Source organism: Blautia coccoides (genome assembly GCF_034355335.1).
Classification (GTDB): domain Bacteria; phylum Bacillota; class Clostridia; order Lachnospirales; family Lachnospiraceae; genus Blautia; species Blautia producta.
The window spans coordinates 4,210,974-4,233,611 of sequence record NZ_CP136422.1; the positions used below are offsets into that span (position 1 = coordinate 4,210,974).

Below are 22,638 nucleotides of genomic sequence, written 5' to 3' on the forward strand. Positions count from 1 at the left end.
ATAAGGGCACACAATCTTTATGCGCTTTTTGTTATTATCCAAAGGGGTCCCTCCCTTCCAGGAGTGCCTGTACAATAGCCTCGTCCTCTTCAGATTTCTTTTCTTGGACACGGAAATACCGCTGTAAGGCCGCATAAGCTTTCTTCTGTTCCTTGGACAGATTTTTGTTTTTCGTGTCTATCGTCCGGTATTCAATTACCTTTGACAGACGGCACGAAGGAGAAATGTCCTCCAGCATCCAATTAAATTTCCACCAGTGCAGATATGGGATATCATACAGATCAAGCCCGTATGTCTGTAGGAAGGCAGTATAAATCAAAGCGGAATCAGCGCCAAAATCCATAGGTACCGCATTATTAAGGCCCAGTGCTGCACGCGGGAGTGAACTCTTTTTTCCTATATCTCCGCACTTAACAAACCACCCGATCGCCTCTGCTATATCGTCAGCTCTCATATTTGGTTTGCGTAGCACCTCTTCTCCCAAAAGCATGTTTATGGCCTTTAATACCGCTTCTCCATCACTCTGCCCTCTGATAATCTCATCGTAACGGAGGATATCCCTAAAATCCGTTTTGATTGCATATGCTTCTCCCGCAATTTCTACAGTTACTGGAAGCTGTTCTGTTAATCTCACTCTGTATCAACAGCCTTCCCAGTTTCCATTTCCGCAATGAGCGCTTCATTCGCTCTCTTCTGTTCGCTCATCTGGTGATTATATTCTTCTACCAGTTCTCTAAACGCATTTGTGCAGGCTCTAAGAGAGTTGTTGGCCCCACAGATTTTTTCTCCAGTGCCAGCCCCGAATATATCATCGAAACATGTTTTAACAGCCTCGCAAAGATACTGATACTGTTTTGGCTGCGGAGCGTCTTTATCAAGCCTATTCGCCTTTTCTGAAACGATCTGCATTGCATCAAGATACTTTTGCAGGGTGTCCGCATCTGTTGCATCAAAGTTAAGCGTGTCAAAATTTACCTGCATTTCCTCTACCTCCATAAAAGGCCAGGACTATTCAGTCCCAGCCTCACTTTTTGCGGTCTCTATAGCTACTTTATTTACGGCCACTTTAGTCGGTGCTTCGGCTGCCGTTGTTACCGGAGCACCAACTAATTTCCCGCCGACACATCAAATTTTGCCGCAGCTGTGGCGTCTGCAGTAAACGCCTTTTTCTCCACATCAAAGAAGCCATACTCCCAGTCTGTTTTGCCCAGGAGGCTGCCGGAACCTACCATAGTTCCGTCGTTATCGGAATTGGAATCCGGGGAGATGGTCACTCTCCTTTTTCTTGCCGGATACCCCTTGCTTTCTTCTTTTTCCATGTACAGGGATACGACCACAAGGTCTGTCTCCGCTTCAGAGCCTACTTTCTCCTTTTTTGCCACAGAATCAATCATCTTGACGGCCTTTTCGGACGGGATATTCTCATATTCATAGCCAATGGAATACCCATATCCCGTAATACTCTGAGATGTAGATTTCTGGTTGATGTAGCGGCTCTCTTTAGTTTTCGTGTCAAAGCTCTCATCAGCTTTGGTCACACCGGTTCCGAACAGTTCGTATGTTGCGGCCGCGCCTGCAGCGCCGACATTGATATACAATGCCTCCTGATACCGCTGCACTGCTTCAGTGTCCGCAAACCTCTGTAAATCCAATCTTCTCATGCTTATCCTACCTTTCTTTTTTGATAATATTGTAATTCGCACTGGATCTGATACTGGGCATATGTTGCCTCACTATCATTGATGTATCCGTGCGTATTTGCTTTTATTGCCCTCGCTGTCTGCCCATCTCCTAATACGGGAAGACATTTTGTCCTGGTACAATCCTCCAGCCAATCAGCAAAGTTCTCATAAAACTGACTGGTGTCCAGGTTCTCCTCTGCCCCATAAAGGTTTCTGGAGCACAGATAAAAAGTCACCCTGCGGATACTGTCCCCGTTAATGCACCTTTTCACAATTGGGTCGGAAGGAACACTTTCGACGCTGTAAGACGGGTCAGACTCCAGCTTATCCACATTTACGGGCGGAAACATGGTATCCAGCTCCTCAATAAACGGGCAGGTTGCTATAAAATCTCTGATTGACTCAATAATACTCATCTCTTAACCCTGCAATCGCAAAACTGTGCTACGCTATCCACGATTTCCTTTCCCCTGTCACGCCACATTTTTATATGCCACATACTTTTACTTTTGTGCTCATAAAACTGTCTTCTTGCATACGGCGTATTCCACGAAACACTTTTCGGGTTAACCCTGGCACTGTCCCTTAATGCCCCTGTCAACCGGGGGACATAAGGAAGTGACTTATCTGCAAAATTCTTTGATAAAAAAAGCTGGGCCTGCCCGTTGTCGCCCATCTTACGTTTTAATAAAATCTTATCTGCAGGGTCCATCCTAAGTACAAATTTAGACTGTCCCATTACTTACAACCTCCAAATCTTATATGGGGGATTCCGCCTTTGCGGTTATCCCCATAGTTATCTATACAGCCATATGGCCTGTGCGTCTTCTGCAGATCACTAACCCCTTTTATCCTCAGATCATACGCCCCAAGGATAAACAGGTCTTCTTTTTCCACAGTCCAAGCCGCCATCTCAGGGTTGTATGGCAACTTCGCATATTCATCCGGCGGCACATAACCGTCAAGATATTCGGCCGGAATCCGGATTTTAAATACATCAGCATGCTTTAGGCCACCTTCTCCTTTATCGCCCGTTATCACCTTATTTTCGCAGTAATAATGGCAGGGAGATATATGCCCGAAATACTCTATTTTCCGCGTATCCGGATTCACCTTGCGGTTATATATGGTCATCTCTGCGTTAATAATCATAGTACACCCCCGGATGTAAGAGTGTCGTGTCTTCCAGGTAAAGACGGGCTTCAGAATAGCATTTACTGTATAGTGCCTCTTCTGGTGGCCGATTGTCGGGGATGTCCGCATATGTCACGGATTCACCGTCGGTATTGACACTCTTTACCAATCTCCCGCCGGTTGCTTCTTTCTGCCGGTGATCCTCGGCCAAAATTTCAGATACCGCACATATGGCAGCTTTGACAGCCTCCAGGTCATCCGGCCGCAATTCAAATTCATGGATACGACCATATGTCATCCAGTTCACTATGAACTCCGCCCGCCTGCCGTGCTTTTTTAAATCATCCTCTGTAAGGGCATCTCCCTTAAAAACATCAGCATAATACTGATAATCTACCTCTACCCGTGGCATATCCTCACCTCTATTCTGCGGCGGTTATTATGGCCATTCCGGCTCCAAAGCAGCGGTTATCCGCATCTACCTCAACAACAACGATTTTCTGACCTGTTGCCGCTGTAATATCTGCTGTACCGTCCCATGCTGTGTATCCGCTCTTGCATTCCTGTCCTGCATTCGGCATGGTCGGGTTTGCCGCCACTTTGTATTTGTAGCTGTTGCCGCTTGACAGCGCCGGCTCTACCGTGATCTTAGTAGAGCCGCTCGTGCTACCTGCTACGGAGGTAACCGTCAAACTTGTCAAGCTCCGTGTTTTTTTACGACTACCTTTGCGGCTGTCGGAACGCGATAACCGGTATTGATCTCAACCTGAGCAAGCGTGCCGTTGAAATTCTCGGAATCTTTCAGACGGATCATCTCCAGGTTGTCCACGATGGAGAATCCGTTCCAGTCGTACATGATAAAGTCAATACCGGTCAGATCTACTGTCTTAAGGTCACCTGCATAGTTGTAATACTTAGCAGCGCTCAGCACATCCAGCATGTTTGCTTCAACCCACAACATGCCCAGCCATCTGCCAATCTGTCCGGACTGCATGATGCTGTCATTTGTGACCGGTGTATACTGCTCGCCGGCAGCTTCCAGCATAGTGGAGTACGCATCAACGGATGCAAGCACGATGTTCGCCACGGCTTTTCCTTTACGCACTACTTTACGGGCCTCGATGATTTTCTTTTTGATGTTTGCCGCGGTGAGTGCTTCTGTGTCACTCATTGCTGTGCCCTCATTTGCAAGGCAAGCAAGACCGGACGCCTGCCATCCTTCCTTACAATCCATAACGGCCTGGGACAAATGCTCTTCCGCCATGTTGTACGGTACACCCTGGGCCTGAATGTTATAGATTTTCTTAGATTTCTGCTGCATATTGTTCAGCCTCATGTCAATCAGCTCATTAGTTACCTTTTCATGGCTAAAATCAGCCGCCGGGGTCTTCGGGTCCTGTACACCATCAGCTCCAACCTTAAAGATCTTAACCAGACCAGATGCCGCATCACCCTGGAATTTATCCGTATAGGTCATGCCCGGCTGAAAAATAGAGTCATAGTATAAATTCGGCTCTACAATATTGCTGTATTTTTCCGTTACGTTATATCCACCATATTCCATAGTTCAATCTCCTTTACTTACCTCTGTAATATTTGTTGTTACCATACTTCTGTTTTAAATAGGATTCTTCAGAGTCTACAACTCCGGGCTTATAGGTACCACTGGTTCCTCTCACCCATGTTTTTTTCTGGGGTGGCTCCTCTTTCTGTTCGGATTCAAAGTCATCCGGATACTGCTCCTTCATCTTTTTCATGTAGTCTTCCGCACCTACAAAAGTGCCATCCTTAAATTCAAGATTCTGAGCCATGAAATCCGAGAGAATACTTTTTCTTGCAAGAGGGGACTTGATTTTCTGACCATCGAGGTACTTCTCGGCCGCGAATGTCCTCTTCTGGGTCTCGATCTGCTGATTCAGCGCCGCTGTGTCAGTCTCATACTTTTGTTTCCATTCATCCGCAGATTTTTTAATGCCTTCAATGTCCATTTCCTTATAAGATTCAATAGTGGTGTTTGCCTCCGTGAGCTGCTTCTTATACCCATCGGCTTCTGTTTTCAGGCCGGTATATTTCTCCTTGCTGACATACGCCCCCTCGGACAGGTCAACAAACTTTACAGGGTTCTCTTTCTGCTCATCAGCACCATTTACCTCTGCAATTTTTGCATCTACCTGAGCGTAAAGCTCATCCCCAAGTAATTCTTTTAAATCCATATTCATCCTTTCCGCCTTCGTTTTTATATCCGGTGTCTTCCGGTGGCTGCACAGTTTATATGACTTGCCGGTCAGTTTCCGAGACCTTTTAAACGTCTTAACCGGTATTGGACATAAAAAAACACCCGGGCGTCCCCGCGTGCTTATTTACCATATTTGATTTGTACCCCTGGATAATCCCTCTCAATGGCACATATGCCAAGGAAAAAGGAATCCACCAATGTTCTACCTCTTTCTGAGAGGTCATCCCAGATAATCTCTGTATATCCCTGCCGCTCTTCCACAAACACCTGATCAGGCGTCAGGGTCTCCAGGGACAGCACGAGGTTATATGCAAGGACAGAAACCGCAGCACATACGATATCACGACCCTGTTTGTCATATCCTGCATGGCCGCTGATATCTACTCCGGTACGCCCCATAGTTACTACAATCAAGTAACATCACCTCCAAAAGGCACAAAATACCGCGCAATCAATATTGACCGGTGATATTAATGCCACATCACCAATTTATCATTGGGAATTTCCTTTTCCTTTGATATTCCTACAAGAGCATTACGCGCATGCATCACATGCCCTTTACACCATTCATAGCCAGGCGGCAGGTGATAGCTTACGAGCTCCTCGGTCATAGAGTTAACCGATACATGCCCTGGGGTCTCACCATCCTCTGGGTAGATTTCACACTCTATAATGGCACCTTTTTTACTTATGTTTTTTAATTTTACCATGTATTTCACTCACTCATCTCCTTACCGTAGCAATTTGGGGTGGTATCTCTTGTACCGCTTATACATTCGACTTTATTGTACCATTTCTTCCTAATTTTGCAACAGCTTTTGCAGGTATTCTCCCGCCTGACATCCTCCCGAGACCGTCCATGTACACACGCTCCATCTGCGGCTGAAGGCCCATGATTTTCGAGAATCCTTTGTATTCATGCAACGTCTGCAGATACTTTGCTTGAGCTGCCAGCACTGCATCGTGATCACCACCCTCTTTCAGGTATTTGATCCGTTCCCGCTGCGCCCGCATGGTTGTCTCCATCTCGCGTTGTCTCCGCCGGCATGTGTAACCATCATATTCCTTACCCCGGTATTTTCTGATCCTGGCGTCATCCTCTCGGATATCCTCCAGCATCTCATCTGTATAAGTTCTGGTTGATATCCCCCGGATAAAGGGCAGGTATGAATGCGTACAGTTTGCACCGCAGAGACCGGTCACACTGCCAAGGCCGCAAACAGACTCCAGTTCTCGGCGGCTGTACACCCTGCCCTGCCATACCGCATGTGTTGGCCGTGCACCATAATGCGCTGTGACCTCGTAATCGTCCGTTTCCAGCTCTTTTGCAAGTTGCTCGTTGATTTTATTGCCGAGGTTATGCACGCCTGTCATAACGGCTCTTCTGGCCGCTACAGGTGCCCTGTTGCTATACCCGCTCGCGTAATCAACAGAACGGATACCCGATGAAGTCATCTCACGCACCACCCGGCGTAAAGCCGTGTTGTAGTCAAAAGCGCCTGACGCAATGTCGAGACAAGCCCGATCAAGATACTTTTGATAGTATTCAGACAGTGGTGTAAATACCCTTTTCCCATTTCCGTAGTCCAATGAGAATCCCAATGACTGCGATATATTTTTAATCTCGCCTTTTGTCTGACTGACGATCGCAGATGACAGCCCCTGCAACCAGTCATTTTCTTCGGGCGGGACAAACTGCCCATTTACCTGCTCATACAGGCTCTTGTTACGCACATACTCCCAGTCTATCACTTTGTCGTACAAGGCAAACAATTCAGGATATGCGGCATCCAGCAGCTCTTTTAGCTCATCCTCGATAAATTCGGTTGAGTTTCCCAGGATCTTGACGCGGTTGAGCTGGTAGTCTGCCGTGGATGTTATCTCCCCTGTCTTCTTGATCCGCCTGACCACATCAGACATGATCCTGTCCTGTAGCCCATAAAACAGTTTTTCAACCTGCAGCGGCAGGCTCCCCATTTCTTCCGGTCGCATCTACATCACTCCTGTGTGTCATCCGGGAACTGTATCTTCGCAAGTGCCTTGACTGCCTGGTCCTCCGTCTCACCGTAACGCTTCATCCTGAATTCCACCGGGCCAATGATCCCGGCAGCCAGGTCGGCTCTGAGCTGCTCCAGCTCGTACTTTTTATCCACGATGAGGGAATCATCCCAGTCACATGACACCTCTACCTTTCCAGGCGGGGCAAGGTGACCAAATTCCACCCATACCTCTATTGACCTGACAAGGGAGCGGATAGCCTCCTCTGTACTGTTCTGGATGTCCTTTACTGTAGAGTAGGACCGCTGTTTACTGGTCTTGATCTCCTCCGCTGTCTTCTCCACACTTTGCGGGTCAGACAGTGTGCCGTATGCCAGACCGCTGTTAAACTCCACTTTTTGTATGATACGGTTATATCCGTTAAAAAAGCTCTGGTCACGGATGTCGGGTGAATACACGTTGAACAGGGGCTTTCCAGTTGTGGGGTCAGCAATGCTGTTTCCCATCGGATAATACAAGCGCTCCTGCCCTTTTGGAAGGAGTACTTCACCCTGTCGATTTTTCTTGAAAAATTCATTCGACGCCTGGATCGCCGTTTCCTTCGATTTGTATTCCCAGAGCGTTGCCCCATAAATCTCATCCGCATCCTGTATCTGTTTCTCAGCCCTGGAATAGACCGCCACTCCCAGAGGAGAATCCGGGTCTATGTTATTTGCAAGCGGCATTTTTAGGTATGAAAAGAGCGTACAGTCCGCATTCTGAAATTCCTCATGTGGAGAAATGTCGGCCCACTCATCAACAGTTTCAAGCTTTATCTCCATGCCAAGCTGTACGATCTCATCGGTCTTTACAATAGCCTTCGTACTCACAAATGCCCGATTCTCAACGGTATATCTGCCATCCTGCAGGCTGTGGTGTTCCAATCTCGTGTATAGTTTCTTCCCCTTACGTCTAAATTCCGGGAATATTGCCCCGGTCATCGCTCCAGAAGAATCAAACTCCGTCGGATAACAGTTGCCAGCCCTCACCACATCCACTGCAACTGTATCACCAGAGGGATATGGTTTAAAACAAATACCGCCTGCAGCACCGGCATACTCTACATATTTGCGAAGATTGCTCCGGAATCCTGTCAGTATCTCGTCAATAAATTCCGCCCTGGGACTGCCGCTGATCTCTATCTTTGCCTCGTTTGTAACAAGCCGGGCAAACTCAGAGCTGATAGCAGCCGGCAGGTTTAATCCCTTGACGTCTTTACTGAGCCAGGGCGGTTTGTTTCGGTACATACGCTGCCAGCGGTATATGGCGTCTGCCATCTCTGGTGACACCGCGATATCGACGCCCAGGGCCTTTTTTATGCTCTCATACTGTATCATGCTTATCACCTCACTCTCTATCGGATACAGGCAGGAATACGGCTATCAGGCCCCACATACCGCATACAAGATACCTTGTGGCATCCGCAGCGTGGTCGTTGACCTTCAGCACTTCCTCTTTGCCCTTCTTGATGCTTTCGGGGTCATATTGGTATAACCCCAATTCTCTGATCAAATGTTTCTGACCCCGGTTTATAAGGATCCTCCGGAAAGAAAAGAATTTCTGCACACGGCTGATCCCCAATTTTACGTCATTGAAAGCCGGTATAACCTCTATGTGCGGCATGATCCGCCGCACCTCCTCGATGAGACCGGCTGCGGAAGGGTCGATAAATACCCAGCTCACCACCCGGTTACACTCCTTTTCCAGTCGGTCGCAAAAGTCTTTCAGTTCTTTTGCATATTCCGATGGGGATTTCTGCCCCTCATCTCTGCCGCAATGGTACCACTCATCCAAACCACACAATGCCTGTCGGCTGTAATCCACACCGAATGCCTCGAATACCGTCGGATTTTTCTGACCGTAGTCAACACCCACTCCGATCTCCCCGATAGTCTTTTTATCCCCATCAGGCAGACCGTCATAATAATGCAGCTCTGACCTGACCATATAATAGACCAGGTCATCCACGCCGGTGCTCTCCCCAAGCCATACCCAGCGATACATCTTAGGATCTGCCTGCTCCATCACTTCTGCCGATTCTATCAGATCCGGCCCCAGCCAGTCCTCGGGTACATCCTTGTAATTTGTGTGGATGTGGATGCAGTCTGGTCGCTCCTCCATCTTACGGCACCATTCGTTGATAGGGGCATTCGGGTTTTTGGGCGGATTATAAAGATAGATCATCTGGAACCCGCCCTGGTTACCCCTGACAAAGGTGGCTTCTATGTTCGCCAGCTCCTCTTCTCCTTCGCCGTCGTCGAAGAACTCTGTCAGCTCGTCCAGTACGACCAGCTTGATAGGCTTATCCTCGTCAATGATACCCTTTGTATCGTCCACGCCATCGGATCCGGAGAAATAAATGGTGTTTCCATTCTTTTTGTATGTTATCTCCATCGGAGATTTTCCGATTTTGAACCGTTTTTTGCTGACTCCCAGACGGTTGATACCACGTATCATCTCTTTATATACCGTCTTACGTAGCTTATTATGATGCTTACGCAGGACAACACAGGATGCATTTTTCTCAGCCATAATCCGGAAATCCGTTGCAATGCTCACATAACTGGACTTTGCGCCGGCACGACCTGATGTAAGGATAATGTGCCGATGTTTCCGGTCATTAAACAGGGGGAGATACTTTGGAATCACTATATCAGATATCTTAATCTGCTTCTTTTGGTGCATCATTGTATATCTCCACTCCTTCCTCTCCATCGTCGTCCTGCCCTTCTCGGTTTAATTTATCCACCTGGGCTTTTATAAGCTCCAGATGTGCGTCATCATACCCAAACTTATGCAATGCCTCTATGGCACGCTGGCGCCTTGCCTGCACCCTGGTAAGAGCCTCCTCAACTGCCTGTATCTGCCCAAGGATACCCGTAAATTCTCGCAAGTCTGTGATCTTGCCTTTTTCAAATCCTGCAGTGTATTTTGTCACTGTCATGCCCGGCGGAACTTTTGTTGAGATGGCGCCTGGCTCGTCATCTTCTTCCTCTGGTGCGCATTCTTCCAATTCGCGCAGGCTATCTATGCGTTTCAGCATCCGGCGCTCCCGGACTGTTAAAAGCTGTATCTCCTGTAGCAGCAACTGCTCTTTATCCGGTTGCACCAGTTCCAGTAACCGTTTCTCTTCCTGATCCAAGGTATCAAAAAAGAGAGTCTCAAACTCTCCTGTTTTCACTGCATTCTTATTTCCCGGCGGACCTGTTCCACCGTGACCTACGGCATTTCTGTTGCCAGGCTGCCCGCCCTTCCTCCTTTGCGAACGTTCGCTTTTATTTAACGAGCGCTCGCTTCCCCACTTATATGTGCTCTTCCAACGCCGAACAGTCCCTTCCGGCAAATTTAGTTGACTTGCAATCTCAACTAATTTCTTTCCGTTCAGGTACATCTCCTTTGCCTTCACAGCTCGCTCATCCAATTTCCGCGGCACCCTCACCACCTCTCAATCGTTTCGTTTTGATGTATACAAAAAGAGCCAACCCGGAGGTGGACTCTCTAATTACTTCTCGTACTTCAACATATTTAATATTCTATTTTTTCTTTTCTTAGAAGACATTTTAGCTATACTCATTCTTTCAAAAGCATTCAATTTATTAAAATCTATATTAAATATTTTATTCAAAATGTTGTATGATATAAATAAAAAATTAGACAAATCATCAGATAGTCTACAAATAAAATCATTTCTATTCTTTAGAATATCTCCAAGAAAATTCAATTCTTTATCATATACAACCGCCTTATCATGTATATCGTTAGAATATTTTGCATAATAAGAATATATTTTTTCTATTTCTTTCTTTACATTTATATCTATATTTGTGTTACTATTAATATCTTCTTTAATATGCCTATAACTTGTTTTATTGATTTTTGAAACATCATTATTATTATAAAGTGAGTATACATATTTCAAAAATTGTTCTATAAAATATCTCATGCATGCGTATATTCCAATGCCATCATTTATTGGAAGATATATCAATAGCTTATTCACACAATCACGAAAACGAATATAATACATCAGCCGGTCCACGTTTACACCTAATATACTTAAATCCATATACTTTATATATATATCAGACATAATATTACTTTCACAAATCAAATTAAATAATACTTCATTTTGAAAAGAGGCCATATCTGCCTCTGGAAAATATTTTTTAAGGAATTTTATGTATTCATTCATTTTCATCAACTCTTCCATAAAGATTTAGCACTTTTTTCATATAATTCTCTTTCGATTTCTTTGTTGTATTATCCGACTGTTCATGTTCTTCTGATTTGATTCTGTTTTTTATTTTATCTATGAACTTCCGTACATCTGTTATATCTGCTTTTTGAAAGATTCTTACAGCTCTTGCCAACATGGCTGTTCTACTTTTAAGCAAGTACAATTTACACTCTATTCCTAATTCTTCCATAAACTCTTTTAATTCTGCATTAATTTTAAATTCTTCTTTTGATAAAATAAAACTAACTAAAACAGAATAACTTTCCATACGTACTAATTCTTCATCTTTTAGTCCTTCAATATATTTGATTTTTTTCAACCAAATGCTTCTATTCATTATTATATTCCCCCACTTTATTGACAAATTCTTGACAAATAGATTTCATGTTATCCCTCAATGCCTCATCTTTTCTATCGAGAATAAACGTAGATAACTTTGACGTTGGAATTCTATTAGCTTTCAAATATGAATTCTCAAAAAAAGGCATTTTCCTATCTACAAACGCTTCTTTAATTTGGTCCATATTATTCTTTATTCCACCTTTAGGAATTTTAGGTATTCTCGTGAAAATTATTCCTAAATTATCTAGTGGGTGAGTTCTAAAATTTGCTCGATAGTTTCCTTTCAAATGATTTACAACTTGTTCAAGCAAATTTACTCCTAACAATGAATAAGCATCAGGAGTTACCGGGATTAAGTACAAATCACTTGCGAGTAATGCAGCAATTGTATAAAAAGAATATGTTGGAGGACAATCTATTAGAATATAATCATAGTCTTTTTTCAAATTATTATCTTCTATAAAATTTAATAATCTTTGTTCGGATGCTCCTGTTGCGGTTTCTCGCTCCATGAAGATAGTACGAAGCTCTCCAGGTACTATGTGCAATTTATTAGTTAATTTCAAAATTATTTCTTCTAAATCAGAGTGCTCCAGTTTGGCAACACTAGTTGAAAATACCTTCTGAATAGAAGGTAGACATAAATCCCCCTTAATTATCGTATTCTTCCCTAATACATTATATCTCTCAAAAAAAGACTGTGTACAGTTCGATTGCGGATCTACGTCAATAACTAACACTTTATTTTGAAATTCTTCTGCTAAATATAATGCTATTTCTTTGCACAAAGAAGTTTTACAAACTCCGCCTTTCATATTTAAAAAAGCTACTACATTTCGCTTCATTTTATCACCCCGTATATTTTTTTATAATTATACTCTATTTTTTAGTGATAATCAACAAAAACACCCCGTATTTCTACAGGGTGTTTTAAAAAATGTATTGGGGGAGTATCGCCTTCCGGCGAAGCGGAACATCCGGAATCGGACCGGAACCCAGGGAGCGACCCTGTCCATCTGCCATTGATGGTATGCTCCACACATTGCACCGTAAAACGCTATGCGATACGGTGCTGTTATCCCAGTCCTGGGACATGCGGTTTAAAGTGCATTCCCGCAAACTTGCAATTCCGCTTTTGGTATCAGAACCCCCTCGCAACTCCACCCAGGGACGTCTCCCATGTTCTTTACCGGTTGTCACGGCTTATATTTATCACTGATATTACGTGCCCTATACATCACGCCATCATATCAGCGGAGAGGTTGTAGTTAATCGGTTCCCCCCAGCGGCGGGATCACCTCGCTCATAAAATTATACAAGATATAGCAGTCACGCAACCCACCCCGTACTGCTCTGGCAACCATAAGTTCCTTTCATTGCCCCTACCCAAATGCCCTTTAGGCTATGTCTTCTCTCGGCAGCCTCGGAATGCTTGACGTCAATCTACTCCATTACGGAACCATGCTGCCTATACGCCTTACTGCGCAGTGCCTGACATACCTATGCGGTACCGGCAAATCAGCCACTGGGCTATGACACCCAGCAGCCGAACAACAAGAGGAGGATAGTCAACATCCAAAGGAGCCGTTTGCTCTCGCCCACTGGCTCTATTGTAAGAATAACACATATTTTTGCTAATTGTGCTAATCTTTTAGATACTGGTTTATAATCTGTGGAATCCTCCCTCTGCTATACCCTAGTTCATCGGCTATTTCGTGCTGCTTTCTTCCTTCCAAATATGCCATTTCAAAAATTTGTCGTGCGTCACTATCCGGGATTCTGGCAATAAACTGCTCAATCTCCAGCACCGCCGCCCTGATCTGCTCCTGTCTCTCCTTCCGGATTCGTAGCCTCCGGGAAATCTCATCGGCCTCTTTCGGTTCATCCATCTGGACTGATGTCCTTACCTCAGTATAGGGAAAGTCATGGCTGGAGCCTACTACCTTGCCCATGACAGTAGGAACCTCTACAGCACGGTCATACAGCTTGTCTATGGCCTTGTCATTCAGGATCTGTTCTTTCAGTAGTGCTCTGTATTGTTTCAGGGTTTTCTTGTCCACCGGTATCACCTCCCGCTCCACATCTTCATAAACTCTTGATACGGATAACTCTCACAAGCTCCAGTCTTATGCCGCAATACAATGTGGTGCTCACATAAATCTACAACCTGCATCCGCCGCCGGACTTTTACAGTCCTATGTCTTTCATCCTTTGTCTCCAGGATGATATATATAACCTCACCACGGCGTACTCCATACCGCTTTTCCCGCGCCCTGGTATTCTCCTCTCGCCGAATGGCCGGAAGAGCCTGGCCATATGCAGGGTCCGGATAGCCTTCACCGTTTTTCATCCGATTTCCTCCCGAATTGTTTCATAGAGTTTTTTCTTGGCATTATATTGCACGGCTACTGGTGATCCGCACTCTATACAGTTAATATCAAACATATTGTCAGTAATATTGGTCATGTACTTAAAACCACGCCCACATTGGCAATTTATATACAGCGGCACCAGCTTGTCTGTAAAGGGTATATCTGCCCCACATTCAAAGCAGTGATATCCTTCAACTTCTTTTTTGCTGCAAAAGCCTGTGATGTCACTGCATTCCGGGCATTTCATATAGAGGAATCCTTTGTACTGATATAGCCCATCCAGTTTCTCATAGCTTTTCTCCTCAGTGACGTCCTCCCGCATAACATTGGATTTCGGCTGTATTTTTACTGGAGGCAGACTTTCTTCAGGAGTTGACTGGTCTTCTTTCAGTCCACTCGCCTGCAGGAGCTGAAGCACAATTGCCTTAAATACTTTCTCGGCTAGTGCCTGATCCATGTCTATTGCCACGCTTTTACCTTCCGTTGTTACTCTTATCCTCATCCTGTTTTCCTCCTCTTCCTGACTTTTGCCTCCTGTGCCTTATGCTGCCTATGCCAGCCCCGGCGCCACTCATCCAGGCGGCGCTGCAAGGCCAGTATGGCAGTTAGTCTCTCATCCATTGTCCATCTCTCCGTTTTCTGTGAATCGGATACCTAGTATATAGTATCGTACTCCGCCAGCTATATACCCACCGAATCTGTATACATGGCGATAATTGCACACCCTTTCAATAATCGCTTTATTTCCTCTGCACGGTACGCGTATATCAACTACAGGGCAGCCACTTCGGATTGACCTGCATCCAGTATCTACTTTCCCAGGGATCCGTTCACGATCCATCCAAGCTTGTGTCTGACGATACAGACTATCCCAGTTAAAATCTTCAATGTTTTGCATGGTTCATCCTCCCGCTCTATCCTCTGCCCACAATAAGGGCAATATTTGCCTTTTACACTCGGCCTTAATGTATTTTCGCATTCTGGACACACCTATCCGTAATAATTATTTCCGCCAATCGACTTGTCCCATGCCTTTAATGCAGGGACCGGAATTTCTTTTTTAAGAGCGTTTATCACTGCATCACATATTTCCGTGCCAAGCATACTCTTACATACAGAGGCATTTTCTCTTACCCTTGAAAAGTCTGCTATTGCAAACTCTAAATACGGCCGTCTGTCACTCATCTCTTCCACCTCCGCTTACCAGTTCCAGCAGCAACCTTAGTCCTGCTACCGTCATCTATCCTCTTATCTATTCCAGCGTATCTGCAGGTTAAGATTCAACTCATCCTTTATCGTCCTTATGTAATCATCCCAAGTACAGAAATCATCTATCAGGCAGTCAGCTTTCTGGTTCATACGGTCGATAAACCGCTGACAACGTTTTTCTCCAAATCCGAACTCATCATGAAGGACGGCCACGGTCAGGATCGTGAAGGTATCCATGGTCATCTCTTTTATCTTCTCGCTTGCCTGGTTCAGGTCCTTCCGTGACAGATTCAGAGAGATCCCGGTGAGGTTCCTGAACTTGATCTCCTTTTCCAGCTCCTCGATTCCTTTCTCTCTTGCGATCCGGAGTGCATAGGCCATGCCCTCTGTCCTGGCCTGCATCTCTTTATTCCGGCTGCTCATATCATCCCCGCCTTCCGCATCCGACCTATCTGCCGGTCTATCTTTTCACTCATGTAATCATCCACAGTACCGTGGATGTTCAGGAGGTACTCTACCTGTTCCAGCATAACTTTCACATCCGCCATTTCCTCCGCCAAATGATACCCCGTTCTGTAGTCATGCGGGTCATATTTCGCCGCTGCAGTTACCAGTTCTCCACACTCCTCTATCAGCTTATAGATCTGCAGCTCCAAGCCATAGGTGTCGGCTATCATTCTCAGTTTTTCCTCCTGGGAGGGTGATGCTTTTACCTCTTCCTCTATCCGTTCAATGTTGATCATACTATCTTCCTCCCCCATATTTTCCCCATGCACTCCGTGTGGAAGAACCATTCAGACCCGCGCTTTGTCTTCACATATTCCACGCCTACCAGGACCCCGTCAGATGTTATATCCTCTCCGCATCCCTGGCACTTTACTTTGCACTCTACCGCACCTTTCTTTGTAGTCCTGCCGATTGGTTCTCCGGCCGACCTTATCCTCGCCGCTATGTTTACACCCATAGTCACTTTCCCTCCTTGATCTTCTTGATCCTTGCTTTCAAACTCTCCATGACCCAGTTCTGCACGTCGTCTTTTTTTTCCAGAGCCCTCATGACATCTTCATCACGGGTCCCGGTACATACCAGATGATGGATGATGACCTTGTCCTGCTGTCCCTGCCTGTGCAGTCTTTTGTTGGCCTGTGTATAAAGCTCATAATTCCAGGTCAGGCCAAACCATATCACATGATTTCCTCCCCGCTGGAGGTTCAGGCCGTATGCGCTGCTGGCTGGGTGCGTAAGGAGTACATCGATCTCTCTGTTGTTCCAGTCATCCTCATCCTGGGTAGTCTTCAGCTCCCGGACACGCAGCTTGTACTTCTGCAGCGCCTCCAGGATGCGGGTCCGGTCATGCTGGAAGTTGTAGAACACCAGCGCCGGCTTTCCCTGCAGGGATTCTATAAGTTCCAAGAATGCCTCCACTTTGCAGTTATGCACCTCGTGGACGCTGTGATCTTCGTCGTACACAGCTCCGTTCGCAAGCTGCAGGAGCTTGTTGGACAAAGCCGCTGCGCTGGCAACACTGATGTCATCTCCATCTTCCGGAAGTTCCAGCACCATCTTTCTTTCCAGGTCGTCATATGCTTTTAGCGCCTTGCTATCAAGCTCTACAGGCACCTCGTGGTAGGTGACATCCGGTAGCTGCAGGTAGTCCTCTGCTTTCATGGATATACAGATGTCAGATATCCGGTCCAGGATGCTCTGCTCTGTTCCCGGCTTTGCAGCGTAGCTGTATATCATCCCGTCGCTGCCCCGCTTATCCGGCTGGAAATATCTCTCCCGAAACTGGGTATATCTTTTCCCCAGGCGTTCTCCCTCATCCAGGAGGAATACCTGCGCCCACAGATCAGCAAGACCGTTCGGTGAAGGTGTACCAGTCAGTTCCACTAACCGGTCGATATGGTTCCCCATGCTCGCCAGGGCTTTGAACCTTTTTGCCGTGTGGCTCTTAAAACTGCTGGACTCATCCACCACCACCATGTCGAAAGGCCAACTGTTCCGGTAATGATCCACCAGCCAGCACACATTCTCCCGGTTGATGATATAGATGTCCGCCGGCGTATTTAAAGCCCGGATACGTTTCGCCTGGCTGCCAAGTACCGGAGACACTCTGAGTATTTTTGTGTGGTCCCATTTTTCCTTTTCCTTCGTCCAGGTACCCTCCGCGACCTTTTTGGGTGCTATCACCAAAACTCTCCTGACAGCGAACCTGTTATATTTCAGTTCCCTGATGGCTGTCAGGGTGGTAACTGTTTTTCCCAGGCCTTAACCCATATCCAGAAATAAGCCTAATTTTTTTATCTCCAGGATTCTGTTGATACAGTGTTCCTGGTAGGCATGTGGTCTGAATATCATACGACATCACCTCCTCGTCCTCATATTTTTTATAACTCATACCTGCAGTCAATTGCTTTACTCACTTCTTCGTGGCCGATATCCTGAAAGAACTGGCTCAGCCCGTCTATCCCTTTAACGACGAATACCTGCTGTTTCAGATCCAGTAAACGGTCGATCTGCACTTTCTGCAAAGCACTCAGCCTTCCGGTTTCAGATTTCAGTTCTACGAAGTACGGCATCTCACCCGGAAGGATAACGACCCGGTCGGGCACACCGTCGTTTCCAGGGCTTAACCATTTATAGGCCCTGCCCCCCAGCTTCTTAACCTCTTTCACGAGTATTTTTTCAATCTCTTTCTCCTGCATTTTCATACCTCCATGCGTGCGTAAACTTTCTCGCCCTTACGCGCGTATACGCCTCACGTAGGCGCATTAGGCGTGTTAGGCGTACGCGCATATATCTCTATTTATTCTATTTTTTTATTTATATAGAAGTTGGTTTACATGGTTTACGTTTAGTAAAAAACGTAGTGTTTATGCGGGTTTAGCCGTAAACTATCGCCGTAAACTTTCTATATTTTTTGGTTTACACGGTTTACACTACCCGTAAACTTTGGTTTGTGTTGGTTTACGGTAGAAAGTTTACACCCTCTCGAACCCCTTTTGTGTTCCGTACGGGCCGTATCTTCTAACAGATTTATTACGTCTCCACCTTTTTAGCGTCATCAAAATATTATTGATTTCCACACTGTCTATCCTCTTTAAAAACTTCGGATCTCCATTAAAACATTCAGTCCATATCTCCATCGCGCACACCTTATCCCTTTTCACCAGCCCGACGTTATCCGGTATCCGCAGGTTTCCGTTCCAATACTGCCGCCGCTGCTGCAGGTTGTAACCATCCCAGTCCGCAGGGATCTCCCTTTCCAGGAAATCCCGTATCATCCCTTCTTTTCCTGACATCTCCCTGTGGCTCTCCTGCATCTCTTCGGCCATCTCTTCGATCTCCTTCGACAGATACAAAGGTTCACCCAGCATCCAATACGCATAGGCCTCCGCCCATATCTGGTCAACTTCCCGTGGTAGACCCTGCCACACGGATCTTTTCGCGGGGATCTGGCCGACATCCACCGGCCAAAACCTCCGGTTTCCTGTTGCGTCTTTTAAAAACTCAGCATCATTACAGGTTCCAAAGAAAACACACCGGCGTGGATATTTCTCTGTTCTGCGTCCGTATGCGGCCCTGTAGATATCATAACGTTTACTCAGGAACTGTTTCACTGCATTCGTCTCCTGCTTTGTCATGGCCGTAAGCTCTCCGACTTCGTTGATCCAGGTGCCCTGTATGAGCTCCGCTGCCTCTTTTCCCTCAAAAGTTGTCAGGGAATCTGAGAACCATTCCCTCCCCAGGATGTCGAGAAAGGTACTCTTCCCGATGCCCTGCGGTCCCGCAAATATAGGCATACAATCATACTTCACCCCGCCGGTTATCGCCCTCGCCACGGCGGCGCATAAAGACTTTCGGATGACAGCCCGTGTATAGGGGCTGTCCTCCGCGCCCAGATAATCCGTTAGTAAGGTATCCAGTCTCTTTCTTCCGTCCCATTTAAGCCCCTGCAGATATTTTTTTACATCATTTATCTTATTCTGGCTGCTGACGATCAGCAGGGCGTTATCCAGCTTCTCTCTTCCAGTGATCCCGTAAAAGGTCTCCATGTATCTGTAAAACCCAGCATCATCCGTATCCGTCCAGCGGCGTTTCTCGTCCCGCATATCCCACGGCAGCTTCCCCAGGGTCATACCGCAGCTTGCAAACTCATCCGTGACAACTTTTCCCTTTAAAAGCGGATCATTCTCCAGAATGATGACAGCATTGTTTATCGTCTTCTCATAGCGCCCGTTCCCGTCCTTCGTGAGCCGTGAGAGCCAGCTCAGGTCATATTCCTCCTTCTCCCCCACCGGCCCTGCCTCCGGTATCTGGAAGACTTCCTGCGCCCGCTCATAGTGTTCTTTCGCTATCAGATCGGATACAGCCCCATCATTGGTGGCTAAGTGGCTCATAGCCGTAAAAGACGGCATACGGTTGGTTGGTGTGCCCTCCTTCACGTCTGTATCCTGGTCGCCGAACTTATGCAGGCGGACCAGGTCAAAAGCATTGACCAACTGGTTACAGCATGGGTCATGGGAGTGATGCGAGTACAGGAACATATCATTATCATATATGATCGCGCCGCCTGTCGTCTCTCCCCCAGTATAGGTATAGCGCCCTGGAACCGTTGTCTCCTCATATAGCCCAGGAAGGAACTTATCCATGGCCTGTATGATGGTGTATGTACGGCAGAATGCCCCCACCACGCCTTTTTTTACTGTAGGGTCCTCCTGCTTCGCGAGGCGTCTCCGGGCTATGGCGTCGGTTCCTGGGACCTGGGGCCATTGGGCTACGTCCTGCCAGTCTCCATACATCCCTAACAGGCCGTCTAAGCTACAGAATGGTCTGTCAAACATCCTGTAAACATATACCCCATCAGAGCTGCAACTGGGCCAGTACATGAGTCGATTGACCTCGAAGGTCGTAGGGTCGCAAAACTCAATGCCGATAAGTGCCCCCACTTTACGTGCTGCTGGTTCATACTCATCCGCCGTGGCTGTCCGGTCGAGGGGAACGATCACACGGAGCCTTGGCGCATAGTCTGCATGTTTTCTTGTACTGTAAACAACGGCAGCGCACCCCAAGCCGTCTACACGGCGAAGGATATCATCCGTCTGCCCTGCGGGTATAGAGTCCAGATCTAATGTCAGCAGGTCCCTTCCTTCTGCGTATTCCGGTTTCCGGCGGTCCCCCATGAAGGTTCCGCCTACAAACCCGCCCGCATCCTTTAGTTCTGCCTGCTGGGCTTTTGTCATAGCAAGATACTGCTCATAGGTTTCGCTGCTACGGACCGGTGTTTTTAGCCTGTCCGCAAATTCGGACCAGAGGATGGTGCTCTTCGGCCAGACCGTGGCCTTCCGGCTCCCTGCCGAACTTATCAGCAATTTGCGGTTATACTGCATCGCATTCTCCTCCTCCTAATCTTTCATATAATAATCATTCTCAAATCCGGCGCCTTTTAAGATCAACCCAGGTGCCCAGGGTATAGGCTCTGCCATGAGCCCGCATACTTCATCCACTGTTGTATCCATGGGTGCGTCAATGATGACCTCGTCGTGCACATGGAAGACCACCTGCAGGCCTTTTGCGTCTATCCTTTTTAATGTTTCCGCCAGGCAATCCCTGGCAACAGCCTGTACGATGTTCTCCGTCATCTTTCCGCCGTAAGTGGATGTGACCTCCCACTTCTTTGTCTGCTGTCCCACCGTATAATAATGTATCGCCATCTTCCCAAACCGGTTTTCCTGCAGAAAAGGTTTTGGGTAATAAAGTTTTCTGCCGGATGGGAGCTGCACGGTAAGAAAACATTGTCCGTAGACCATGTCTCCCTCCAGGGCAAATATCAGTCCGTGTATTCCCTGTGGCTGGGCGGTCTGCATAACAGTCAATGCCGCCTGTTCCACGGCATACCACAGGTCACAGATCCTCCGGTTCGCGGAACGCCACCTCTGTACGATATCCGGCAGCTCCTCTTCTGCAAGTCCCATGCTAAGTGCACCCATGCTGATCAGGGAGTTTACGCCACCCTGGTAGCCCAGTGCCAGTGTAGCCACTTTCCCTTTCTGCCGCAGGCTGTATTCCGGATTTCCTTTTGCAATTTTTTCAACCGGTACATGGAACATCTGTGAAGCCGTGGCTTCATATATTTTCCCATGGGTGGCAAAAACCTCATTCACCCACTGTTCCCCGGCCAGCCACGCGATCACGCGTGCCTCGATAGCTGAGAAGTCGGCCACCACAAATTTGTGCCCCTCTGAGGGGATAAAAGCCGTCCGGATAAGCTGGGAAAGGGTATCTGGCACATTGTTGTAGACCATTCGTACCCCTTCATAATTCTTTTGCTTTACCAGGTTCCTGGCGATATCCAGGGTCTTCAGATAGTTCCGGGGAAGATTCTGCAACTGCACCAGTCTCCCTGCCCAGCGCCCAGTCCGGTTAGCCCCATAAAACTGTGTCAGCCCACGCACCCTGCCATCTGCTCCTTTTGCTGTGTCCATAGCCACATACTTTTTGATGGACGTTTTCCCCATCTGTTGGCGGATTTCCAGTACCCTCCTGACGGTTCCGGGAATGTCATCTCTCTGCAGTGCTTCTTCCACCGTGGCCTTTTGCAAGTTGGGCAGTTCCGCCTCGCTCTTTGACAGCCAGTCCAACAGCTGGGTAGCACTGTTGGGATTGCCAAGCCGGGTCAGCCTGACCGCCTCTTCTGTGAGTCGGTCTGTGCATATCGTGTCTATTGCCAATGCACCTTCAATTAGTTCCGTATCCACCCGAACGCCGAATACGTTCATCCTCACATCCATCTGCCAAAGCCGTATCTCATCCTCCGGCATCGGAAATAATTTCAGCCGGCGAAGTATCTCATACTCCGTCACCACGTCCTGTTTACAGTAATCCTTGAACAGCTCCCATTTCTCAGGCGCATGTTTCGGAAGGTTCCAAGTACGGCCTCCGTTTGCTTTAGTGGGCTTGCACGGTACACAGAAATACCGGATAAGCGCCTTGCCTACGGACATTTTCTGTTTGTCCTGGGGCAGGCCGATGGCCTTTCCGGTGGCATCCAGACCGGCAGTATACCCGCAGTACAGCCCATGAGCCATAGTACATCTCCACTGCTCCAATGGTGTTATAATCCCTACCCGGTTCAGACAGTACCATTCAAAGGCTGCATTATAAGCGTGCTTTATTACATCCGGATTCCGCAGCTTGTTAAGGATGGTTTCTGGTATCTGTTCTCCTGCAGTCAAATCAATTATTTTAGTCTCTTCCCTATCTAACTTGTAAGCAAGGAGGAGAATTTCAAAATCTTCAGATTGTGCGTACTTGTACAGCCCAGCCTTTCCGATATCCACACCGGATTTCGTTTCTATATCAATACTTAAATGGTGTCTTGTCATAACC

General features: G+C 46.9%; 31 protein-coding genes. All 31 read right to left on the reverse strand.

Annotation, left to right across the window (positions count from 1 at the left end; genetic code table 11):
• Nucleotides 1-34: 34 nt before the first annotated feature.
• The 31 genes from BLCOC_RS18970 to BLCOC_RS19120 all read right to left on the reverse strand — a co-directional run bounded on the left by BLCOC_RS18970 (nt 35) and on the right by BLCOC_RS19120 (nt 22,634).
• On the reverse strand, nt 35-634 hold the full coding sequence (locus BLCOC_RS18970) for a Gp15 family bacteriophage protein (protein ID WP_115623058.1): 600 nt from the start codon (nt 632-634) through the stop codon (nt 35-37).
• A complete protein-coding gene (locus BLCOC_RS18975; RefSeq protein ID WP_115623059.1) occupies nt 631-981 on the reverse strand; it encodes a DUF6673 family protein in 351 nt (116 codons plus the stop codon). The genes BLCOC_RS18970 and BLCOC_RS18975 overlap by 4 nt, the downstream gene beginning before the upstream one ends.
• Before the next feature lie 125 nt (nt 982-1,106).
• Entirely contained in the window at nt 1,107-1,661 is a 555-nt protein-coding gene (locus BLCOC_RS18980; protein WP_018598226.1) for a hypothetical protein, read from the reverse strand.
• A gap of 2 nt (nt 1,662-1,663) precedes the next feature.
• Nucleotides 1,664-2,098, reverse strand: a complete 435-nt coding sequence (locus BLCOC_RS18985) for a hypothetical protein (RefSeq protein ID WP_018598227.1) — start codon at nt 2,096-2,098, stop codon at nt 1,664-1,666.
• Complete coding sequence (locus BLCOC_RS18990) at nt 2,095-2,421, reverse strand: minor capsid protein (protein WP_018598228.1); 327 nt, start codon at nt 2,419-2,421, stop codon at nt 2,095-2,097. The genes BLCOC_RS18985 and BLCOC_RS18990 overlap by 4 nt, the downstream gene beginning before the upstream one ends.
• The gene (locus BLCOC_RS18995; protein ID WP_115623060.1) at nt 2,421-2,834 is read right to left on the reverse strand and encodes a DUF6751 family protein; all 414 of its coding nucleotides are present in this window, start codon (nt 2,832-2,834) and stop codon (nt 2,421-2,423) included. Before BLCOC_RS18995 ends, BLCOC_RS18990 begins: the two co-directional genes overlap by 1 nt.
• Nucleotides 2,824-3,228: a head-tail connector protein gene (locus BLCOC_RS19000; RefSeq protein WP_115623061.1), complete on the reverse strand. Its 405-nt coding sequence runs from the start codon at nt 3,226-3,228 to the stop codon at nt 2,824-2,826. The genes BLCOC_RS18995 and BLCOC_RS19000 overlap by 11 nt, the downstream gene beginning before the upstream one ends.
• 10 nt (nt 3,229-3,238) lie before the next feature.
• Nucleotides 3,239-3,517: a hypothetical protein gene (locus tag BLCOC_RS19005; protein WP_131918248.1), complete on the reverse strand. Its 279-nt coding sequence runs from the start codon at nt 3,515-3,517 to the stop codon at nt 3,239-3,241.
• Nucleotides 3,514-4,380 carry a hypothetical protein gene (locus tag BLCOC_RS19010; protein ID WP_115623063.1) on the reverse strand — a complete coding sequence of 289 codons (867 nt, stop codon included), beginning with the start codon at nt 4,378-4,380 and terminating at the stop codon, nt 3,514-3,516. The genes BLCOC_RS19005 and BLCOC_RS19010 overlap by 4 nt, the downstream gene beginning before the upstream one ends.
• 13 nt (nt 4,381-4,393) lie before the next feature.
• Nucleotides 4,394-5,035 (reverse strand): phage scaffolding protein, encoded by a 642-nt coding sequence (locus tag BLCOC_RS19015; protein ID WP_115623064.1) that lies wholly within the window; start codon nt 5,033-5,035, stop codon nt 4,394-4,396.
• Nucleotides 5,036-5,172: 137 nt separating this feature from the next.
• Complete coding sequence (locus BLCOC_RS19020; protein ID WP_242998974.1) at nt 5,173-5,466, reverse strand: ribosomal-processing cysteine protease Prp; 294 nt, start codon at nt 5,464-5,466, stop codon at nt 5,173-5,175.
• Nucleotides 5,467-5,522: 56 nt separating this feature from the next.
• Nucleotides 5,523-5,762 (reverse strand): hypothetical protein, encoded by a 240-nt coding sequence (locus BLCOC_RS19025; RefSeq protein ID WP_165907154.1) that lies wholly within the window; start codon nt 5,760-5,762, stop codon nt 5,523-5,525.
• A 58-nt stretch (nt 5,763-5,820) separates the two neighbouring features.
• A complete protein-coding gene (locus tag BLCOC_RS19030; protein ID WP_115623067.1) occupies nt 5,821-7,044 on the reverse strand; it encodes a phage minor capsid protein in 1,224 nt (407 codons plus the stop codon).
• A gap of 5 nt (nt 7,045-7,049) precedes the next feature.
• The gene (locus BLCOC_RS19035; RefSeq protein ID WP_115623068.1) at nt 7,050-8,426 is read right to left on the reverse strand and encodes a phage portal protein; all 1,377 of its coding nucleotides are present in this window, start codon (nt 8,424-8,426) and stop codon (nt 7,050-7,052) included.
• A gap of 10 nt (nt 8,427-8,436) precedes the next feature.
• Nucleotides 8,437-9,777, reverse strand: a complete 1,341-nt coding sequence (locus tag BLCOC_RS19040) for a PBSX family phage terminase large subunit (RefSeq protein ID WP_115623069.1) — start codon at nt 9,775-9,777, stop codon at nt 8,437-8,439.
• On the reverse strand, nt 9,752-10,522 hold the full coding sequence (gene terS, locus BLCOC_RS19045) for a phage terminase small subunit (protein WP_115623070.1): 771 nt from the start codon (nt 10,520-10,522) through the stop codon (nt 9,752-9,754). The genes BLCOC_RS19040 and terS overlap by 26 nt, the downstream gene beginning before the upstream one ends.
• 69 nt (nt 10,523-10,591) lie before the next feature.
• The gene (locus tag BLCOC_RS19050; protein WP_147298903.1) at nt 10,592-11,281 is read right to left on the reverse strand and encodes a hypothetical protein; all 690 of its coding nucleotides are present in this window, start codon (nt 11,279-11,281) and stop codon (nt 10,592-10,594) included.
• Nucleotides 11,274-11,663, reverse strand: coding sequence for a hypothetical protein (locus BLCOC_RS19055; protein WP_018598242.1), 390 nt, complete (start codon nt 11,661-11,663; stop codon nt 11,274-11,276). Before BLCOC_RS19055 ends, BLCOC_RS19050 begins: the two co-directional genes overlap by 8 nt.
• Nucleotides 11,656-12,513, reverse strand: coding sequence for a ParA family protein (locus tag BLCOC_RS19060; RefSeq protein WP_018598243.1), 858 nt, complete (start codon nt 12,511-12,513; stop codon nt 11,656-11,658). Before BLCOC_RS19060 ends, BLCOC_RS19055 begins: the two co-directional genes overlap by 8 nt.
• A 798-nt stretch (nt 12,514-13,311) precedes the next feature.
• Complete coding sequence (locus BLCOC_RS19065) at nt 13,312-13,728, reverse strand: sigma factor-like helix-turn-helix DNA-binding protein (protein ID WP_115623072.1); 417 nt, start codon at nt 13,726-13,728, stop codon at nt 13,312-13,314.
• Between the two features lie 5 nt (nt 13,729-13,733).
• Entirely contained in the window at nt 13,734-14,018 is a 285-nt protein-coding gene (locus BLCOC_RS19070) for a hypothetical protein (RefSeq protein WP_115623073.1), read from the reverse strand.
• Nucleotides 14,015-14,542: a hypothetical protein gene (locus tag BLCOC_RS19075; protein ID WP_115623074.1), complete on the reverse strand. Its 528-nt coding sequence runs from the start codon at nt 14,540-14,542 to the stop codon at nt 14,015-14,017. The genes BLCOC_RS19070 and BLCOC_RS19075 overlap by 4 nt, the downstream gene beginning before the upstream one ends.
• Nucleotides 14,539-14,661 carry a hypothetical protein gene (locus BLCOC_RS19080; protein ID WP_272868253.1) on the reverse strand — a complete coding sequence of 41 codons (123 nt, stop codon included), beginning with the start codon at nt 14,659-14,661 and terminating at the stop codon, nt 14,539-14,541. Before BLCOC_RS19080 ends, BLCOC_RS19075 begins: the two co-directional genes overlap by 4 nt.
• A 369-nt stretch (nt 14,662-15,030) precedes the next feature.
• A complete protein-coding gene (locus BLCOC_RS19085) occupies nt 15,031-15,225 on the reverse strand; it encodes a hypothetical protein (RefSeq protein ID WP_115623076.1) in 195 nt (64 codons plus the stop codon).
• A gap of 63 nt (nt 15,226-15,288) precedes the next feature.
• Nucleotides 15,289-15,672 carry a hypothetical protein gene (locus tag BLCOC_RS19090; RefSeq protein WP_115623077.1) on the reverse strand — a complete coding sequence of 128 codons (384 nt, stop codon included), beginning with the start codon at nt 15,670-15,672 and terminating at the stop codon, nt 15,289-15,291.
• Nucleotides 15,669-15,992, reverse strand: a complete 324-nt coding sequence (locus BLCOC_RS19095; protein ID WP_115623078.1) for a nucleoside triphosphate pyrophosphohydrolase family protein — start codon at nt 15,990-15,992, stop codon at nt 15,669-15,671. The genes BLCOC_RS19090 and BLCOC_RS19095 overlap by 4 nt, the downstream gene beginning before the upstream one ends.
• Nucleotides 15,989-16,213 (reverse strand): hypothetical protein, encoded by a 225-nt coding sequence (locus BLCOC_RS19100; protein WP_018598249.1) that lies wholly within the window; start codon nt 16,211-16,213, stop codon nt 15,989-15,991. The genes BLCOC_RS19095 and BLCOC_RS19100 overlap by 4 nt, the downstream gene beginning before the upstream one ends.
• A 2-nt stretch (nt 16,214-16,215) precedes the next feature.
• Entirely contained in the window at nt 16,216-17,514 is a 1,299-nt protein-coding gene (locus BLCOC_RS19105; protein ID WP_026255753.1) for a DEAD/DEAH box helicase, read from the reverse strand.
• 122 nt (nt 17,515-17,636) lie between these two features.
• The gene (locus BLCOC_RS19110; protein ID WP_115623079.1) at nt 17,637-17,954 is read right to left on the reverse strand and encodes a VRR-NUC domain-containing protein; all 318 of its coding nucleotides are present in this window, start codon (nt 17,952-17,954) and stop codon (nt 17,637-17,639) included.
• A gap of 276 nt (nt 17,955-18,230) precedes the next feature.
• Nucleotides 18,231-20,639 carry a virulence-associated E family protein gene (locus tag BLCOC_RS19115; RefSeq protein WP_115623080.1) on the reverse strand — a complete coding sequence of 803 codons (2,409 nt, stop codon included), beginning with the start codon at nt 20,637-20,639 and terminating at the stop codon, nt 18,231-18,233.
• Between the two features lie 15 nt (nt 20,640-20,654).
• Nucleotides 20,655-22,634, reverse strand: coding sequence for a DNA polymerase (locus BLCOC_RS19120; RefSeq protein WP_115623081.1), 1,980 nt, complete (start codon nt 22,632-22,634; stop codon nt 20,655-20,657).
• Nucleotides 22,635-22,638 lie beyond the last annotated feature (4 nt).

Coding starts and splice junctions, on each gene's coding strand:
- BLCOC_RS19075 (WP_115623074.1), bottom strand. CDS start 14,542: ATGAGGATAAGAGTAACAACGGAAGGTAAAAGCGTGGCAATAGACATG.
- BLCOC_RS19060 (WP_018598243.1), bottom strand. CDS start 12,513: ATGAAGCGAAATGTAGTAGCTTTTTTAAATATGAAAGGCGGAGTTTGT.
- BLCOC_RS18990 (WP_018598228.1), bottom strand. CDS start 2,421: ATGGGACAGTCTAAATTTGTACTTAGGATGGACCCTGCAGATAAGATT.
- BLCOC_RS18985 (WP_018598227.1), bottom strand. CDS start 2,098: ATGAGTATTATTGAGTCAATCAGAGATTTTATAGCAACCTGCCCGTTT.
- BLCOC_RS19085 (WP_115623076.1), bottom strand. CDS start 15,225: ATGAGTGACAGACGGCCGTATTTAGAGTTTGCAATAGCAGACTTTTCA.
- BLCOC_RS19025 (WP_165907154.1), bottom strand. CDS start 5,762: ATGGTAAAATTAAAAAACATAAGTAAAAAAGGTGCCATTATAGAGTGT.
- BLCOC_RS18980 (WP_018598226.1), bottom strand. CDS start 1,661: ATGAGAAGATTGGATTTACAGAGGTTTGCGGACACTGAAGCAGTGCAG.
- BLCOC_RS18995 (WP_115623060.1), bottom strand. CDS start 2,834: ATGATTATTAACGCAGAGATGACCATATATAACCGCAAGGTGAATCCG.
- BLCOC_RS19000 (WP_115623061.1), bottom strand. CDS start 3,228: ATGCCACGGGTAGAGGTAGATTATCAGTATTATGCTGATGTTTTTAAG.
- BLCOC_RS19115 (WP_115623080.1), bottom strand. CDS start 20,639: ATGCAGTATAACCGCAAATTGCTGATAAGTTCGGCAGGGAGCCGGAAG.
- BLCOC_RS19055 (WP_018598242.1), bottom strand. CDS start 11,663: ATGAATAGAAGCATTTGGTTGAAAAAAATCAAATATATTGAAGGACTA.
- BLCOC_RS19095 (WP_115623078.1), bottom strand. CDS start 15,992: ATGATCAACATTGAACGGATAGAGGAAGAGGTAAAAGCATCACCCTCC.
- BLCOC_RS19050 (WP_147298903.1), bottom strand. CDS start 11,281: ATGAATGAATACATAAAATTCCTTAAAAAATATTTTCCAGAGGCAGAT.
- BLCOC_RS19035 (WP_115623068.1), bottom strand. CDS start 8,426: ATGATACAGTATGAGAGCATAAAAAAGGCCCTGGGCGTCGATATCGCG.
- BLCOC_RS19090 (WP_115623077.1), bottom strand. CDS start 15,672: ATGAGCAGCCGGAATAAAGAGATGCAGGCCAGGACAGAGGGCATGGCC.
- BLCOC_RS19080 (WP_272868253.1), bottom strand. CDS start 14,661: ATGGATGAGAGACTAACTGCCATACTGGCCTTGCAGCGCCGCCTGGAT.
- BLCOC_RS19070 (WP_115623073.1), bottom strand. CDS start 14,018: ATGAAAAACGGTGAAGGCTATCCGGACCCTGCATATGGCCAGGCTCTT.
- BLCOC_RS19110 (WP_115623079.1), bottom strand. CDS start 17,954: ATGCAGGAGAAAGAGATTGAAAAAATACTCGTGAAAGAGGTTAAGAAG.
- BLCOC_RS18975 (WP_115623059.1), bottom strand. CDS start 981: ATGCAGGTAAATTTTGACACGCTTAACTTTGATGCAACAGATGCGGAC.
- BLCOC_RS19030 (WP_115623067.1), bottom strand. CDS start 7,044: ATGCGACCGGAAGAAATGGGGAGCCTGCCGCTGCAGGTTGAAAAACTG.
- BLCOC_RS19040 (WP_115623069.1), bottom strand. CDS start 9,777: ATGATGCACCAAAAGAAGCAGATTAAGATATCTGATATAGTGATTCCA.
- BLCOC_RS19015 (WP_115623064.1), bottom strand. CDS start 5,035: ATGAATATGGATTTAAAAGAATTACTTGGGGATGAGCTTTACGCTCAG.
- BLCOC_RS19010 (WP_115623063.1), bottom strand. CDS start 4,380: ATGGAATATGGTGGATATAACGTAACGGAAAAATACAGCAATATTGTA.
- BLCOC_RS19120 (WP_115623081.1), bottom strand. CDS start 22,634: ATGACAAGACACCATTTAAGTATTGATATAGAAACGAAATCCGGTGTG.
- BLCOC_RS19100 (WP_018598249.1), bottom strand. CDS start 16,213: ATGGGTGTAAACATAGCGGCGAGGATAAGGTCGGCCGGAGAACCAATC.